Origin of the sequence: Yersinia sp. 2542 StPb PI, assembly GCF_048593855.1 — a bacterium.
Taxonomy (GTDB): Bacteria; Pseudomonadota; Gammaproteobacteria; order Enterobacterales; family Enterobacteriaceae; genus Yersinia; species Yersinia enterocolitica_E.
In genome coordinates this window covers 1-15,280 of record NZ_JAZGQA010000112.1, presented here as the reverse complement: position 1 = coordinate 15,280, position 15,280 = coordinate 1, and the positions used below count along the sequence as shown (strand labels likewise).

Here is a 15,280-nt window from a genome sequence, read left to right as displayed (position 1 = left end):
GTTAAAGAAAGTAAAATATAAATAGATAGAAGAAAAAACTTTCTTTTCATAGAATCTCCCAGAACAAGACTTTGGTTGATTTCCTTAGGTCGGACATTGACAGGTAACTTTCAGATGCCTGAGGAAAGGTTCTTCTTGCCCAAGTAGATAACCATCCCAGGCTGGCTAATTTATTGTTTTTCCATAAATCGATATGGTCACCGGTAGGGGATTTCTCACCAGAGCGTAACCAATAATCTTGGAAAAAGATGAGGCCTGTTTTATCAGACACAGCATCTTCATAGGTTTTTCCCGTCAATTCCAGTGGTTTTTTGCCTCCTGCGAAAGGAAGTATTTTCTGGCTTTTAAGATAATCACTCAGTTCCTGCGCACGGATAGCATGAATTCCTTTTCCTGTACTGTCCGGTGTGGGGCAATTCCAACATCGGGCTCCTTTAAAACTTTTCATCAATATGCCACACTGATACAAAGCTTGACTGACATTTATTGCACAGTGATCTGAAAATATATCGTCTTTCGACTTGGGATCAATATGTTTGATCGTACTTGAAGGGTAAGCCGACCATAGCTCATCAAAGTAGACAGATTTAATTTTGACATCCTGGACAGAACCCGTTTTATTATTGGGTTTTACGACTGTTTTCTGATTCATTTATGCATCCNTCTCTATCCGAGCAAGAGCTTCATCGCCCCAAAGTACGGTTATTTCCGATTGGCCCTGAGTCACCATCCGTTCAGTCAATCCTTGAGCATCGGTAAATCCCGAGTAAACCTGTCCATCTTGCGATTTTGCATAGTAAGCATATTCCACCAGTGGCTCTCCCGTTGACTCATCAATCGCTCTTAATTGCTCATCCAGTGATTCATCTGGAGAATCGATGGTCAATGGCATTGGCGTGGTGGTAAAGATTTTGGCTGTTTTTCCTTCAATATCAGTCGTTCCTGAGTAAACATCCCCTGCGCTAGTTGTTATCTGATAGCGGGTAAAAGGTAAAGCTTCCCCGGTTTTTTCATCTGTAAGGGCATAACTGCCCCCAAAACCACGAGGAAATACTTTAGGTGCTACATTCAGACTTGCCGCGCCCATCTTCTGTACATTGGCCGACTTCAACAAGATATTACCCGGACAACCCAGTTCAATATTCCCACCGCTGAGTTTGATATATGCTCCACCACAAGTCAGCACTAACTCACTGTTCGCCGATATTTCTACTTTCCCTTCAGCACTACGGATTTCGATATCTTTCTGCGCCGTCGCTAAGATGGCATCACTCTGCGCCTGTACTTCTATCTTGCCCTTGCCCGTAAACAGTTTCATGCCCTGTCCTTGCGCAAATAGACTCACCGCGTCACTCGCCGCCACAGTGAACGACTTGCCCGCGCTGATATCTGTGTTGTGCCCTGACATCACACCGACACTTTCACCACCCGAGGCTATCCGTACTGCTTTTGGACTCACTATCCCCATACCTTCCGGGGCATGTAGTAACATCCCTGCCGCGCTCAGTTCGTTCAGCGATTTATTCAACTGCTGTTGGCTGGCAATATCTCCTTCATGTGCTTGCGCGGTTTGCACTGCTTGCGACAGGCTTCTCGCCAGCGACAACGCCGCCTCCAGTTGGCTTATCGCCTCACTCATATCCAGCATCTCCCCCCCAGCAGACGGCTGTTTATCCGCACTGATAAACACCCCTTTGCCCCCACGTACCGCTACCCAATCATCGGTACGCAGCTCGGCACCTTCGCCCCGTAGATTGCGCTGGGCATCTACATTGTGCCCGAGGTTCAATTGGGTCTTGCCGCCGTACTCGGTGCTGAGCTTGATGTGCTCTTCGCCGCGTTTGTCTTCCATGCGTAGCTTGTTGAAAGCAGGGGTACGGATCACGTTGCGGGTGTTATTTTTTTCGGTTACATGGTCGGTATGACGAGAGTCATGCAGGGCATGGGCGATATACGGGCGGTCTGGGTCACCGTCGTGAAACGCGATGGCCACTTCGGTGCCCTGTATCAGCGGGAAGTGAATGCCATACACATCACCACCGTAAGGTTTGGCGAGTCGCACCGGCATACTCTCCTGACCTTGTGCTTTATCGTCCTGGTCTGCATCAAATTTCACCCGATACAAACCGGAGGTATCCTGCCAGGCATAGATATCGTTGGCCTTCGCGCTGGTCACCCGCGCCATCATGGTGCCGCTGACTTTTGGACGGGGCAGCAATGCCGGGCGCCAGCACAGAGTTTCACTGTAGGGTACCGCCATCCAGTTCACCACTAATGCATCCTTGCGGCTGGCACTAAAAAAGGTGCCGGTGATGACGATGCCGTTGTCCATAACGGTGGGAAGCGTCGGAACAATGACAGTTTCGGTTATCGTCAGTACCTGCCCTGGGCTGAGGGTAGCATCATTACCCAAGCCAACAATCGTTGTCTGTGCTGATAAAAAGCGCTCATGGTCGAGGCGTGCCAGGAAATTGGCGGTTTCAGCAGTGGGGTCGATTTTATCGCCGGTATCCAGATGGCGAGGTTTGTAGTGATACACGTCACCGTAGGTCACCCCTTCACTCTCGCCGCGTGTCATATCGGTTCTGCCAGACTGAAGTATTTTCTGTGCTTCACGGTGGTTATAATCTTTGGTGGTCACGTTAGCCTGCACCACATTGTGCTGCACACTCACGCCCCAAACCGACTCTGCACCACTGTCACTCATGCCTGACGGGCTGTTCAACGGCAGGTCTTTACCAAACTTATAGGCACTCTGCTTATCAGCGAAGTGCACCACTTCAGTCTGGGTGTCCGACTGCAAGCTGAAGAAGTAAAATATCCCCATCTCTGAGAGCAACCGCTCAATAAATTCCAGGTCGCTTTCCTGGTACTGGTTTATTTGTTCACGTTTCGGATAGGTCTGTTTCAGGACAAACTCATATTCCCAGTCCTTAAAGCCATGCTCCTGAAGTATCTGCTCCACCACTTCCGGTACCGATTTGTTGACAAAGAAACGGTGGGTGCGGAATTGATTACGCAGCAGTGCCAGAAATGGTGATAGCGTTATCTGGTACACGGCCTGGTCTTTTGAGCCACTGACCCGCTCAAAACTCGTCACTACCCCATGCACCACCTTTTGCTCCGAGAGGCTCTGCAACAAACCAGCCCCCATTGTCAAACTAGCTGGTTTACGCAGCAACTGACTGGCATCAATGTCTTTGTCAGTACTGGTGAAATGAACTGTGTAGCAATACAATTCACTCATCGCTTCCGTCCCCACAAAATCCTCCACATCCAGAGGAGAGGAGCAGGAAGGAATATCAAGGCGGTAACGATTCAGGGTGGTTTTGGTGATAGCTGACAGCGTATTTTGAAGCGTATCAATAATACTCATGGGTTTTACTCCGTGGTAACAACCTGTATTCCATGGGTTTGCACACCGCATAGCCAGTTAACAGCCGACAGGTTTATTTGAAGGGGGAGGTTATTTCCGGTTCAGTTATAGAGCCAATGTCCAGCTTTGGCTGATTCAATAAACATCCCAACCGTTAATGGTATTTTGTTTTGATTAAGGGCTTTTCGTGAAAATACGGATTTAACCTTCCAGGGGTAATAGTTACTGAGAGAAAATCCGGCGGGCTGAACATTAAAATGTGAGAAAAATTTTTCTGTCATCTCAGCGACATCATCTGCTTCATGCAGATTCTGTAAGGGGGTATCATCGTCAATATCAATTTTTTTCATGAACAGGCTGGTCACCAGCGGTAGCTCGCTTTTGACAAATTTTCTGACGCTGTCTTCGATTGTCATGTTCACCAGATTTTATCCTCCGGTCGCGCGATGGTGTTATACCTGCTTACGGTTTTGAAACTGATCGTGGCCACATCAGTCGCCAGTATAATCCATCCTAAAACGGGAACTGCTCTTCCTGCAAATGCCCCCAGATTATTAACCCAAAACACCTTGACGCCGCTTAACGAAAAGGATTTTTTTGTCAATGTTGGTAAGACGCGTTTTTTGAATTTGTAGCTGAGATGCTTGCGGAAAAAAAGTGACGCATGCGACGTACCTTTCGTTGCTGTATTGGGTTTTCCAGGTACGTCGACACTATTATTACCGAGGATCACAAAAGCCACGCCAATGATATCTTTGATGCCCAGTTGATTTTCAGTTTCATCCACCAATATCCAAAACAGCAACTCATAAGCCGTCAGATTATTTAATCCATTAAAAAAATAAGTACCGTTAAGTTCTTCAACCGTATCCATAGGTATAATTCTCCTGGGCAATAAACGAGCAGCGCTGGCTACGTCCCCTATCTTTTAGGGGTTAATATTTTCTTGGTTAGACAACGTTGAACCCTTAGTCACCAAACCCCAAGGTGATCCCTTCGGCTTCATCCCAGCCCAAGGTCAGCGAGGTGGTGCGCTGTTGCTCGCTCATACGGCTCAGCAGTTGTTGGCTCAATACCGGTAAAATCTGCTGATTCAGCAGGCTGTCGATGTTGCGCGCACCGGTGTCCGGCAGCAGGCAGGCGGCAACCAGCTGGTCGTACAGGCTTTCCTCTATCGTGCAGTGCAGGCCGTAATGTTTGTTCAGGCGTTTAGCGACCTGTGCCAGTTTCATCTCGACGATGGTACGCAACGCGGCGGCGTCCAGTGGCCGGTAGATCAGGGTCTGGAAGCGGGCTAATAGCGCGGGCTGGAAGTGGTCGCGCAGGATCGGGCGCAGCAGTTCGTGCAGATCGCTATGGGTCGCTTCCGGTTGTTCATCCAGTAACTGCATCAGATGATCACTGCCTAAATTGGCCGTCATTAGGATCACGGTGTTACGAAAATCAATTTCGCGCCCTTCACCGTCGCGCATAAAGCCACGGTCAAATACCTGATAGAACAGGTTAATGACATCGGCGTGCGCTTTCTCAACTTCGTCAAGCAGCACCACGCTGTACGGGCGCTTGCGCACCGCCTCGGTCAGAATGCCACCCTGACCGTAACCGACATAACCCGGTGGCGAACCTTTCAACTGGGAAACGGTGTGCGCTTCCTGATATTCGGACATGTTGATGGTGATCAGCGATTTCTCACCACCGAACAGTGTGTCGGCCAGTGCCAGCGCAGTTTCGGTTTTGCCCACCCCACTGGGGCCAACCAGCAGGAATACTCCCAGCGGGCCATTTTCGGACGTCAGGCCGGTTTTGGCGGCGCGCAGGCGTTGTGCCATCTCAACCAGCGCCGTATCCTGACCGACCACCCGGGTCGCGAGGTGGTTTTCCAATTGCAATAAATCGGTCTGCTCGTCTTTCAGCAGGCTGCTCAACGGCACGCCGGTCCAGTCAGCGATAACCGTTGCCACCGTGCGCACATCAACATCCAGCGACAGCAGCGGCGCATTACCCTGAATCTGACTTAACTCTTCCTGCAACCTGGCCAGATGTGCCGCGTTGGCGATATCCTGACGCGCGTCGATAATCAGGGTGGTGAGACGTTGCTCTGCTGCATATTGCTGTTCAAGCGTTTGCTGCCCAACCACCAGTTCTGCGCGGCGTTGCTCTATCTCAGATAAGCGCGTTGAACCGATACTTGGCAGCAGGAGCAAGTCCTGTTCGATGGCCTGTTGCTCCATCGCCAATGCAGCCAGTTCGGCGTTAATTTCCATCAGCGCGACCGGTAGCGTGTCGATGCTCATGCGCACGCGGGCACCGGCGGTATCGAGCAGATCCACCGCTTTGTCCGGCAGTTGGCGGCCGGTCAGGAAGCGCCGCGACAGAGTCACCGCCGCAGTGATAGCAGAATCCAGAATATGCACCCCGTGGTGCTGGGCGTAGCGGCCCTTTAAGCCGCGCAGCATCAGGCTGGCTTTGGCGTCGTCCGGCTCGTCAACTTTCACCATCTGGAAGCGGCGCTCCAGTGCGGCATCACGCTCAAAATACTGCTTGTACTCCGACCAGGTGGTGGCAGCGATGGTGCGCAACTCGCCACGCGCCAGTGCCGGTTTCAGCAGGTTGGCCGCATCTGCGCCACCGGCCTGATTACCGGCACCGATGATGGTATGGGCTTCGTCGATAAACAGCAGCACCGGCGTCGGTGATTGTTGTACCGCCTCGATAACATTTTTCAGCCGCTGTTCGAACTCACCTTTGACCCCAGCCCCGGCTTGCAACAGGCCCAAGTCCAGGGTGCGCAGGCTAACGGTTTTTAAGCTGTCCGGTACGTTGCCCTCGGCAATACGCAGTGCCAGCCCTTCAACCAAGGCGGTTTTACCCACACCCGGTTCACCGACCAGAATCGGGTTGTTTTTACGGCGGCGCGACAGGATGTCGACCATCTGGCGGATCTCGCTGTCGCGACCAAAAATCGGGTCAATCTGCCCGGTTTTCGCTTTGGCGGTGACGTCCAACGTAAATTTATCCAGCGCCGCTTGCAGGGCGTCATTCAACTGAGGCAGACCGCTGGCAGAGGTAGTGGTCGGGGCCTCATCGGTCAGATTGACCGGGCTGTCTGCCAGCGCCGCCGCCTGCTGCACCTCAGGGCGTTCATCGGATTGGCTGTCCAGCAGCGGTAGCAGGCGGTGTAACTGGGTAGTGCTTAAGCTGAGCAACGGCCAGGCGGCATCGGCGGCCAGTAATGATGGCGAATTTATCAGAGCAGATAACAGATGAACCGAGCGCACCGCATCGGCATCTTCCTGTAGCGACGCATCCAGCCAGACACTTTTGATCAGTTGCTGTAACGCGGCAGACAACTGGGGTTTGCCCTGCACCGTGCGCGGCAACGTATCCAGATGGGCCAGCAACCCCTGCCACAGGCTGTCCATGTCCCACTCATAACGCCGGGCAATCACCGTGATATCGCCTTCACCCTGTTCCAGCAGTTTCAACAACCAATGTTCAACGGTTATCTCGGCATGGGCACGGGTCTGGCACAGGGTTGCAGCGCCGGCCAGTGCCTGCGCGCAATAGGGATTTAACCGACGTAATAAGTGTGCTGAATGCGTTGTCATAAATTCTCTTCCTTGTATGCGAAACCTAATACGTTAGCCGGTTTCAACTGGCGTTATTGTCGCCGTCAATTTGCACACGGACAGCGCCGAGCACTGCCCAAGTGCAAAAATGGCAAGTAAAATAGCCAGATGAAGCTGGCGTCGGGCACGCTACCGCCCATAGCCGTCAACCAAGGCCCATAAGGTCATCTGATAAAATGTGTGTGCGTTTGGCTGAATACCGATGCCCCGATACTGAGCTAAAAACACAAAAAGCAGACGGCGAACCGCCTGCTGCTGCGGGTTACCCTAAATAATTCGTGTTGCAGGCAGGCGGCAAGTGAACGAATCCCTGGGAGCATAGATAACTATGTGACCAGGGTGAGCGAACGTAGCCAACGCACCTGCGACGCGAAGAATGACGGTAATTACGCGGTAGTACGTTCGTTCCAGGAATCGGAATGAATGATGTTGCCGTCTTTGTAAGTCCAGGTGATTTTTTCGTAACGCAGCTCAATGGCTTCGAGGTGATTGTGTTTCTCTTTGGCCGGATCCTTGATGTCGTGCATCTTCGGTGCCACTTTCACCAGTTTCACGTTCTCAAGCTTGGTATTGAAATACTCCACTTCCTGACCCGCATCGTTAATGCGATACCATTTGAACTCAGCGGATTTCAGGGTCTGGCCGGTGGTTACCGCTTTGTACAGGTACGGGCTGGAAGAATCGATTTCCTTGGTGAACAGGAACGGGGTATGGATACGGGTGCCGGTCAGCTTGCCCGTGTTGTTGTCTGTCGGGATATACAGGTTATGTTCCTGTGCCACGATCTCAATGCTGCCTTCGCGATCTTTAACATCTACGGAACCTTTAATGTCCGCACCGCCATCATCTTTCAGCCACAGATATACTGGAATTGCCATGGGTTACTTCTCCATTTCTTGGGTTGATACGTCACTTTCATCCTGTGACGCTGTTTTTACGCCTGGCAGGCGACAGGCATCGGCCTGCGGTACCAGACTGATTTCGACACGGCGGTTGAGCGCACGGCCCGCTTCCGTATCGTTAGATTTCAGAGGACGACTCTGACCATAACCCTGTACGGCAAAGCAGCTTTCCGGAATATCCCCGGTATCGCGCATCCAGTTGCGTACCGATTCCGCCCGCTTAAGCGACAGAGTCTGGTTGGACTTATCATCACCCGTGATATCGGTGTGACCCGCCACCACGATCAGCCAACCCGGTTTGGCTTTAATCCCGACCAGCGCATTGATAAGCACTTTGGTGGAGCCAGACTTGAGCATTGATTGCCCCACGTCAAACAGTGACAGGCTATCCAGACGGAGGGTTTTGGGCCCCTGAATAATTTGATTAATCACCGGTGGTGGCGGTGGAGGAGACGCCCAGCTATTGATAGCAATGTAAAGCGGAGCCCGCAGTCGCAGCCCCTGATACAATCCCAGAGACAAACGCATGGGTGCACCGCGACGTAACCAGTCATCCAGCAGATGTGCATCCGCCCGTAGTTGCTGTTGGGCCAGAGTTTTAGGGGCTGGAGGCGTGCCAGTGAGCCGGTTATACTGCGACAGATGATCATCAACGCTCTGGACCAGGCGCTGGTTATTGATGAAAGAGGCCAGCAGGGCAAACAGTAAAAATACCCCGCACAGCACGCCAGCCATCTGCCAAACCTGCATCAGGCGGGAGACGCCGCGGCGGCGAGGCAGATAAGGTAGCAGCACTTCTGGCAACGGCAGGCACTCTTGCTCAGGGGTCGCCACCGGCATCAGCGTAGTGACTCCATTGATGTGTGTCTGCCACAAATTGTTCTGACGCCCCGCGACCGGTGTAAAACAACAGCCCCATGCGCACAGGGTAAGTGCAGGGACATCTCCTTGCCGCTGTGTCAGGATGCTCAGGACATGTTCATCAAGCCAGGACAGAAGACTTTCCATCCAGAATACAGCGCTCAACCTTCCCTCACCGTTGCAGGACTCTTGAGGCTGGCTCCATTCAACCAGCGGTATGACGCCTGCCCCCACCTCCTGAACCTGAATGCCTTTTAGCCCCGGCGTGACCGTGTACCAGCGTTCTGCCTGCGCTGATGAGGATACCGGCGGTGAAAGCCAGGTACTCAGCCAGACCGGCGGGATCCCCGCAAGCCATCCTTTGCACTGCACGATGGCCCGTTGCCAGGCACGCAGGGATTGTGAAAAATCATCCCGGCTCTGATGTTGCTCCGGCACGATGGCCAGTAACACCGAGATCTGGGCAATCAGCGCCGGACGTTCCGCCGCCAGATGTTGCGCGAGTATCGGCAGTTGTTCTGGCAGTTGCACGGCCAGATACCAACCTTGACGCGTTTCACAAAAAGATGCCGAGGGGGAAAACAGGGCATCGCTGTCACCACAAACCAGTACCACCGCACCCTGAAAATCTTCAGGCGGCAGCGTTGAATCGGCAATGGATTGGTGAGCCACTTTATTGCGGTTGTGTTTGCGCCACTGAAAATAGCCTACTGCACCACAGAGGATGACAACCAGCATGCTCAGTACCACACGGCTGCCTGTGCCCAGCGGCCAGAAACCCAGGATAAGCCACAGTGCCAGGCAGGCCCCCAGCAGCAGCAGGAGTAACTGTGTTAATCCGCGCATCCGCTAGTGCATCCCTGTCAATTGAGACACCATGTGCGTCAGTCGGGTGGACAATGTGAACCACAGAGCAACCAGTATGACGACCCCCGCTCCCCAGGAGAACCAGTAGGTTTTGCGTCCAGAGCGCAGACGCAATGAGCGCGAGACCACCGGTGTTTCCTGTGAAGAGGCAAACGGTGGCACCAGCAAACTCAGCTTACGCACCACATCTTCTCTGCGCTCGTCACCCTGTTCGCGGTAACGACCGGCAAATCCCAAGGTTAGCGCACGGTAAAAACAGGTCAGCACCGCCGTATCCGGTGCCGGCTCCTGCAACACCGCGCGGATCCGCTCCCACAATTCTTCACCCGCATTCAAAGTATTAAAGTAGCGGGCCTGCAGCGGATCTTTCAGCCATTTGGTATAGCCACTGTCCTGTTTCTGACGGTTCAGGACGCTTTCATCCAGTAACGCACACTGGGTGTACAGCATATGGTCGCAGCTGATTTCGCTGAAACCGGCACGCGACAATGTCGCGCGCGCGTTGTCAATCCACTCACAGGCACGGCGATACAAAGCTTCTCCGTCCTCAACTTCCTGACCGTTACGCAACTGACTGACCATCAGCCAGCAGGGATAAAAGACCGCATCAACCACCGACGTATTTATTTTGCTCATGAGCGTAGCACCGCAAACAGTTCGAGTTTGACATCACCCAGCGAACCCGGGGTGTAGAAAGCACAGTTCCCCGCATCCAGCATGGCCTGCGCGGCTGCCCCCTTGAGGTCAAGGGCAAAGTACTGATTTTCCAGACGCAGCGGGATAGCAGCCGGAACATGAGACAGCGGTTTCATCGCCACACCGTTCAGCGCCACGTTGACCACGTCTGACACATCCTCAACACTGCCAGCCTTACACAACAGCGGGAACTGGGTTTGCAACAGATGGTTGGGGATCGAAGAACGAACAGAGAGATAGAAATCAGCCCCTTCGCGCAGGCGGGCATCATGCAATGAACCGGTCCAGAATTGGCCCTCGTGAGCCAGTTCAATCGCCACCATACGGGACGGCAGGCTGGCTTCGAGCAGGGCATCAAGCAAGGTGAACAGCGGCGGGAAAACCTGCTCTGGCGCGTCATGCTGATACAGCGGAATGTCTTCGGCTTTATGCTCAAGGGAAAATGTCAGCAGGCTACCGGCGAGGCGGACCAGTTCGCGATAGAACAGTTCGGGATGGCGGGAAGGCGTCTGATACAACTCCATCAGTACCGGCTCGGCACTGTTTAACGCATTCAGCAACCAGAACAACGACACATCGGCCACCGCAAAATCGGCCATCCGTTCGTTACTTTCACGGCGCATGGCCATCAGGCGACGCCGACGCGCCTGTAGACGGTGGACTAAATCCCCCAGTTCAGTCAGCACCACCTGACTGGCCGCCAGCGACAACATCGGGGGGATAAAACTCTCATCCTGCATCCACTGCCCCTGGGCATTGCGCATCAAGCGCACCACCGGACAGGTCAGATAAGCACTGTTTTCCTGATGAGCAAAACGCAGCGTGACCCCGTGGCGCATTATCGCCAGTTCAGTGCGCTCATGACCGGCAAGCTCCTGTACCGTGACCCATTCCTGCTGCCAGCGGCGAGGGCGCGCGCTGTCCTGACCATCATCCAGATTGCCACCATTGGCCGACAGCAACGGTAATGCCAGTACCACATCGACCACATCACGGTCTGATACCGCAGACAAATCACAGGCGGGAGGCAGGTTATCCGCCCGTTCAGAATCAATCAGCGTGCCATCAGGGAAGCGAACCACCAGTCGCAGCGCATTCAGGCGGGAAAGCGCCAACGACCCACGGTCAAATGCCGCATCAATGACCCCCCATGGGGATGCCAATGTCATATGTGCCACGCTGTCTGCTACATAGGCGTCCCAGCGGGCCTGTTGCTGGAATTGTTGTGGGGCCAAAAAGGCCCCGTCGTTCCATAACGGACGATAAATCTTCATGGGTACTTCCTTGCGTACAATCATGCCCAACGTCATTGGTGTTGCAGCTAGACGGCAACTGAACCAATCCCCCAGGCGTTGACTAACGTCAATGACTGGGGGAGAGAAAGCAGCCAACACGCTGCAACTTCAAGGACAAAGGGCAATCAGGTTTTCGCCTTCGGCATCTGGGAAACCAATGACAGATTCACGTCCATACCTTCAACCTGGAAGTGCGGCACGGCATACAGCTTCACGCGGAAGAAACCGGGGTTGTCTTCGATATCTTCCACCGTGACTTTGGCATCACGCAGCGGATGGGAAGCCTGCAAGTCATCACCCGGATCAGTCATTTCCGTCACCAACCCACGGATCCAGTTATTCAGCTCCAGCTCCAACAGACGGCGGTCTTTGGTGGTGCCGATGTTCTCGCGCTGAATAAGCTTCAGGTAATGGGCAATGCGTGACAGCAAGAAGATGTATGGCAAGCGCGCATTAATACGGCTGTTGGCAGTGGCATCAGCGGTGTCATACAGCGCAGGCTTCTGGGCAGAGTTGGCCGAGAAGAAGCACGAGTAATCACGGTTTTTGTAGTACGACAGCGGAATAAAGCCCAGATTGGCAAACTCAAATTCGCGCGTTTCCGGGATCATCACTTCTGACGGGATTTTGACCTGATTACCGGTACCCAAATCGTACAGGTGAATAGGCAGGTTGGTCACCGCGCCTCCGGCCTGCGGGCCACGGATCTGCACACACCAGCCGTTTTTGATGAAGCTTTTCACCATATTGGCGGCAAAGGCAAACGAGGCGTTGGTCCACAGATAACGGTCATGGTCCGGCCCTTTCACCTGCTCTACGTAGTTAAAGCTGCGTACCGGCACCGTGTCCGGACCGTAAGGCAAGCGCCCCAGCACCCGCGGCATGGTCAGGCCGATATAGCGGGAATCATCTGAGTCGCGGAAGGCTTTCCACTTGATGTATTCGGCACGGTCAAAGTAGTTACCGATATCTTTGATAGCTGCCACTTCTTCCATGTTCTCTTTACCAAAGAACTCTGGACCCACTGAGCCAATAAACGGCATATGGGCTGCCGCGGCGACCTTGGAGATATTGCGCAATAACGCGATATCTTGCGGGCTACGGTCAAACTCGTAGTTGGAGATAGCAGCGGCAATCGGCTCGCCACCGGGAGTGTCGTATTCCTGAATGTAAGTCTGGGTGTAGAGGCCGCTTTGCACGATTTCAGGGGCGTCTTCAAAATCCTGCACCAGATGATCTTTACTGATATCCAGCAGTTCGATACGCACGTTTTGACGGAAATCGGTTTGATCGATAAGGGATTTCACGCCACGCCAGGTCGACTCCACCCGTTGGAAATCAGGGTGATGCATCACCGCATCCAACTGGCGACTGATTTGATCATCCAGCGCCGCAATGTGGCCATCCAGCAGGGTTTTATCCAGCTTTTCCACTTTTTTCGACGACTGCTTCAGCAGGTCCAAAAAGACACTGACGGCGGCAGTGACACGCTCATCAGTGGTGGCATCTGCCATGGTATCGTTGTTCTGGAAAGCATCCAGACCCGTCAATGAGGAGACCGGGCTCAGGTTGATTTTTTCAAATAAAGAGGCATAAACCCCCTGGGCTACGGGACGGTTTTTCTCTAATACGGTCGTCGCAGTACCCTGCGCACTGTTTTCCTGTACAGACATCAGCATGTTCCTTTTCTTCTTTCTACAAGCAGCCAATCCGGCGATTAACAGTCTTTGGGGGCCAATGCCGCCAGTTCAGCACGCAGCTCATCGCTCAATGCTTCGTCTTTGAGGATGTTTTCCAGCTCACGGCGGAAGGTGGCGTTGTCCAGCAAATTGGACTTGAGATCACGCAGCAGATTGCGCATTGCCAGCAAGGCACGCAGTTGTGGGATTTGACGGGCGACACTTTCCGGCTCGAAATCCTTCATGTCATTGAAGGTCAGGGATACGGCGGTATCGGTATTATCCCCTGCCAAAGTATCAGGCACCGTTAATTTCAGGCTCGGTTGGAACTCGGCCAACACGCTGTTGAAATTATTTTTGTTGATATTGAGTTTTTCACGTTCGGACAGCGGACGCTGTTCCTGACCGTTGCTGTAATCGCCCATCACCAGAAGTTTTAAAGGTAGTTCGACTTTCTTCTGGGCACCGCCGGTGTGGAGGTCTAATTTAATATTAATACGCGCTTTGGGTATCTCATTTTGGAAGCTTGACGAGGCCATTGACTTTCCTTGTTAGAGGACGGGAATTTAGGAAATCCACCCCTGAAAAGATGCGTAAAAATAATCGGCATCACCTGGAACAATAGCCATCGCTCACCAATAAACCGTGGCAATGAAATTAAGGAAAATAATTGTTCGTAGATAACCTTCGCATTCGCAGGATGGCATAACACAGTATCTGACAGGTATTTTTCACACACATAAGTATATCGATTAAATACCCAGTGGCGGCAGTGTAAAAACATTAGCCAGGTAACACCAATGGGTTAAATGTTACAAAATGTAACTACTTGCATTTCAGAAAAAATGCAACATCACATTGAAGAATAAGAAGTTTCTTGTTAGGCGAGAAAAAATCCTTGTGCCTTAGCACGTTAAAAATCATCATGAAATTTAAACTAAGAGTGCACGAAATGTATTGTAGGAATGGTCCTACATTTTATTTTTTTAAGAATGTGATCTGGCGCTAGAGTATTTCACAACAAAGAGGGATAGAGAGGAACCTAACGGTTATCACAATGAATCAGTTAACTGTTAATAACGTAAAAATGACTTATCGATATAAAATTTCATTGAATGATACATGCAGTACCAGAAAATAGAGGTATGTGGCAGATTTATACTGATGAGAAACTGCTGTACAGCGAAAAATACGATTATCAACGCGGTTGGTAATACAAGTAAAAAATGATATCCGAGAACAGCCTGGTCTCGGTTGTACGGAGTTGACGCTCTCCAGCGTCAGCTACGTTAAGTGTATAGTTAGGTGATAAATTTATAAAATCAATTACATAGGTCAATAAATTGATATTGATCACTTAATCAGCTCGCCTCAGCAAGACTAATCCTATGAAAATCATCATTGGGCGATCATTTTTAATACCGCCAAACCTGGCATTTGCCAAAAAAATCCGCCCCTCCCTACTCCGATACCCATCAATTTATCTCGTCAGCATAATGCTGTACGGTCCGGGTGGATTCAGAACGAAGGTTAAAAGAGAGCAGTACCATCGTAGGGATAAGTCCCAAATTATCGACAAAAAAACTCTCTTGATTTTGACACCATCTAGATTACGCCAAACACGCCTCATTAATATGAAAACGATACGATTGTATTCTTTTTTCCATGTTTATCTTTTTCATTATTGAGTTCTTATGTGCATTAACCGTTTTGATGCTGAGCTTCATTATCTGGGCTATAGTCACTGGGTTAATACCTAACTTTAAATAACACATAACGGTGCGTTCCTTGCCCGTGAGTGTGCTCTCACTGGCCGGGTAACTCATTGCATTACCTTCAGCCTGAAGTTCTTTTTCCTCCAGTAAACCAATAGTATTCTGGATTATATCGTCAATTATATTATTACTGTAATTACCATATATAATGCCTGGGTTATTATCAGGTAATTTACCGTCGGCAGCTAAACCCTTACTAT

12 protein-coding genes are annotated in these 15,280 nt (G+C 51.6%); all 12 read right to left on the bottom strand.

What is annotated here, in order from left to right:
- Positions 1-46: 46 nt before the first annotated feature.
- Positions 47-652 (bottom strand): T6SS effector amidase Tae4 family protein, encoded by a 606-nt coding sequence (locus V1952_RS14080; protein ID WP_053012729.1) that lies wholly within the window; start codon positions 650-652, stop codon positions 47-49.
- Positions 653-3,376, bottom strand: coding sequence for a type VI secretion system Vgr family protein (locus V1952_RS14075; protein WP_420074950.1), 2,724 nt, complete (start codon positions 3,374-3,376; stop codon positions 653-655).
- 101 nt (positions 3,377-3,477) lie between these two features.
- Positions 3,478-3,792: a DUF1493 family protein gene (locus V1952_RS14070; protein ID WP_004877026.1), complete on the bottom strand. Its 315-nt coding sequence runs from the start codon at positions 3,790-3,792 to the stop codon at positions 3,478-3,480.
- Between the two features lie 2 nt (positions 3,793-3,794).
- On the bottom strand, positions 3,795-4,250 hold the full coding sequence (locus V1952_RS14065) for an STM2901 family protein (protein WP_038630837.1): 456 nt from the start codon (positions 4,248-4,250) through the stop codon (positions 3,795-3,797).
- A 94-nt stretch (positions 4,251-4,344) separates the two neighbouring features.
- On the bottom strand, positions 4,345-6,984 hold the full coding sequence (tssH, locus tag V1952_RS14060; protein WP_420074949.1) for a type VI secretion system ATPase TssH: 2,640 nt from the start codon (positions 6,982-6,984) through the stop codon (positions 4,345-4,347).
- Positions 6,985-7,391: 407 nt separating this feature from the next.
- The gene (gene hcp, locus V1952_RS14055; protein WP_004711812.1) at positions 7,392-7,883 is read right to left on the bottom strand and encodes a type VI secretion system effector Hcp; all 492 of its coding nucleotides are present in this window, start codon (positions 7,881-7,883) and stop codon (positions 7,392-7,394) included.
- Between the two features lie 3 nt (positions 7,884-7,886).
- On the bottom strand, positions 7,887-9,614 hold the full coding sequence (locus V1952_RS14050; RefSeq protein ID WP_309477800.1) for an OmpA family protein: 1,728 nt from the start codon (positions 9,612-9,614) through the stop codon (positions 7,887-7,889).
- Between the two features lie 3 nt (positions 9,615-9,617).
- Positions 9,618-10,271 (bottom strand): type VI secretion system protein TssL, short form, encoded by a 654-nt coding sequence (gene tssL, locus V1952_RS14045; RefSeq protein ID WP_004877018.1) that lies wholly within the window; start codon positions 10,269-10,271, stop codon positions 9,618-9,620.
- Entirely contained in the window at positions 10,268-11,605 is a 1,338-nt protein-coding gene (gene tssK, locus V1952_RS14040; protein ID WP_050115944.1) for a type VI secretion system baseplate subunit TssK, read from the bottom strand. Before tssK ends, tssL begins: the two co-directional genes overlap by 4 nt.
- Positions 11,606-11,751: 146 nt before the next feature.
- A complete protein-coding gene (gene tssC, locus V1952_RS14035; protein WP_420074948.1) occupies positions 11,752-13,305 on the bottom strand; it encodes a type VI secretion system contractile sheath large subunit in 1,554 nt (517 codons plus the stop codon).
- Between the two features lie 38 nt (positions 13,306-13,343).
- Positions 13,344-13,844, bottom strand: coding sequence for a type VI secretion system contractile sheath small subunit (tssB, locus tag V1952_RS14030; protein WP_083162567.1), 501 nt, complete (start codon positions 13,842-13,844; stop codon positions 13,344-13,346).
- A gap of 1,071 nt (positions 13,845-14,915) precedes the next feature.
- Positions 14,916-15,280 (bottom strand): helix-turn-helix domain-containing protein (locus V1952_RS14025; RefSeq protein ID WP_420074947.1); only part of this gene is annotated, 365 nt, incomplete at its 5' end.

Excerpts from the sequence above, each read along its gene's own strand:
- V1952_RS14050 (WP_309477800.1), bottom strand. The coding sequence starts at position 9,614 with ATGCGCGGATTAACACAGTTACTCCTGCTGCTGCTGGGGGCCTGCCTG.
- V1952_RS14080 (WP_053012729.1), bottom strand. The coding sequence starts at position 652 with ATGAATCAGAAAACAGTCGTAAAACCCAATAATAAAACGGGTTCTGTC.
- V1952_RS14065 (WP_038630837.1), bottom strand. The coding sequence starts at position 4,250 with ATGGATACGGTTGAAGAACTTAACGGTACTTATTTTTTTAATGGATTA.
- tssB (WP_083162567.1), bottom strand. The coding sequence starts at position 13,844 with ATGGCCTCGTCAAGCTTCCAAAATGAGATACCCAAAGCGCGTATTAAT.
- tssL (WP_004877018.1), bottom strand. The coding sequence starts at position 10,271 with ATGAGCAAAATAAATACGTCGGTGGTTGATGCGGTCTTTTATCCCTGC.
- V1952_RS14070 (WP_004877026.1), bottom strand. The coding sequence starts at position 3,792 with ATGACAATCGAAGACAGCGTCAGAAAATTTGTCAAAAGCGAGCTACCG.
- tssK (WP_050115944.1), bottom strand. The coding sequence starts at position 11,605 with ATGAAGATTTATCGTCCGTTATGGAACGACGGGGCCTTTTTGGCCCCA.
- tssC (WP_420074948.1), bottom strand. The coding sequence starts at position 13,305 with ATGCTGATGTCTGTACAGGAAAACAGTGCGCAGGGTACTGCGACGACC.
- tssH (WP_420074949.1), bottom strand. The coding sequence starts at position 6,984 with ATGACAACGCATTCAGCACACTTATTACGTCGGTTAAATCCCTATTGC.
- hcp (WP_004711812.1), bottom strand. The coding sequence starts at position 7,883 with ATGGCAATTCCAGTATATCTGTGGCTGAAAGATGATGGCGGTGCGGAC.